The sequence below is a fragment of the Chryseobacterium sp. UYP7 genome (assembly GCF_056279225.1).
This window is the reverse complement of sequence record NZ_JBWBQW010000022.1, coordinates 1-1322: the sequence shown is the minus strand read 5'-3', so window position 1 is coordinate 1322 and position 1322 is coordinate 1. Positions and strand designations below refer to the sequence as shown.

Annotated in this window: 2 protein-coding genes; both read right to left on the bottom strand. The window is 27.4% G+C overall.

Annotated features, from left to right (window positions below; genetic code table 11):
• Window positions 1-112: 112 nt before the first annotated feature.
• On the bottom strand, window positions 113-466 hold the full coding sequence (locus ACZ9HT_RS16955; protein WP_476041679.1) for a hypothetical protein: 354 nt from the start codon (window positions 464-466) through the stop codon (window positions 113-115).
• Window positions 467-609: 143 nt separating this feature from the next.
• Window positions 610-1122 (bottom strand): hypothetical protein, encoded by a 513-nt coding sequence (locus ACZ9HT_RS16950; RefSeq protein WP_476041678.1) that lies wholly within the window; start codon window positions 1120-1122, stop codon window positions 610-612.
• Between the last annotated feature and the right edge of the window lie 200 nt (window positions 1123-1322).

The window sequence follows — 1322 nt, the reverse complement described above, 5'->3', positions numbered from 1 at the left end:
CCAACGGGAATCAAACTTTGTCAATCTGCAAAAATTTGCTGCTTAATTTTTAGATTTTTGCTTGCTTTTTGTCATAGAATATGTTATAGGCAGTTGATTTTCACATTTTATTTTAAACGTCCAATTTTTGGATCTTTAATTTTTTTTTAATCTGGAATGCAACTTCCCAAAGTAGAATAGATGTTAGAGCGTTTGTGATAATTGCAGTATAAATTCCATAAGCATCCCAATTTGGTTCTAAATGAAATTTTGAAACTAAATGAACAGCACTCAATGCCACAAATGATATGATAAAAGAGAGAATAATATTCAGCGTTTTATTCCATTTTAAAAAGTAGAATGCAAATAGAATATTTAAAATTCCAAATCCTAGAAAAAGTATTAGTTCAGTTGAACCAATTTTAAAAATATCTTGAATAGATGCAATCGGAAATGCCAATGCACAATAGATTATAAAAAATATCATGTAAATAAATATTCGATATTTCATTCGAAGCGCGGTTTTTTCAATTGCCTATAACGTTTGGGTATTTATGCAGGCGGGATAAAAATACGAAAACTTTATACTCGCTAAAACTTAATTAATTGCTGAAATCTTCGATGAAAACTTCATACCCGCTTGTATAAATACTTTGTTATGTGAGGTTTCTTTGATGCAGTTTCAAATTGTTCAGGAAATTTATTTTTATATTCAGGTCTCTGTTTTAAAAACTGTAATAATTTATAATAGAATAGAACTTCCTTGCTGTTCGCATTTTCTGCACTACTTAATTCTTCTTTACATTTAATATGCCCAGATTGATTTTTAAATTTCAATTTATAATTTGTGTAAAAATTGCCTAAATCTTTATCCTCGAATTTAATGCACATATTAAAATTTTTGGAACTTATTTGTAATAAAGTTTCCTTTTCACTTTGAGAAAGTGGTAATATTAATTCAGATATTTCCGAACCAAATTTAAATATACATTTACCATTTTCGCTATTATATTCAATTGCTCTATCGGGTGAATTAAGATCAAATTTTGCGAATGAAAAATTTAAAATAAAATCATTTCGCACTTTTAATGAACTACAACTAATTGTCAAAAGTCCAATTAGTAAAATGATTACTTTTTTCATTCTTTCTACAGTTTTTATGAAATCGCACATAACGGTTGGGTATTTCTGTTGGCGGGGACTTTTTATAACAAGTTTTTGTAAATATAACAAATTGAACAATTAGCAAAAATCTTTATGATATAAACATCCGACCCGCTAATAGAAATACCTTCTTTACTTTACATTCATAAAATTAATACCTTTAAATAAACAAGACAGAG

What these genes read in the sequence shown, in the direction of transcription:
- ACZ9HT_RS16955 (WP_476041679.1), bottom strand. Translation starts at nt 466, where the DNA reads ATGATATTTTTTATAATCTATTGTGCATTGGCATTTCCGATTGCATCT.
- ACZ9HT_RS16950 (WP_476041678.1), bottom strand. Translation starts at nt 1,122, where the DNA reads ATGAAAAAAGTAATCATTTTACTAATTGGACTTTTGACAATTAGTTGT.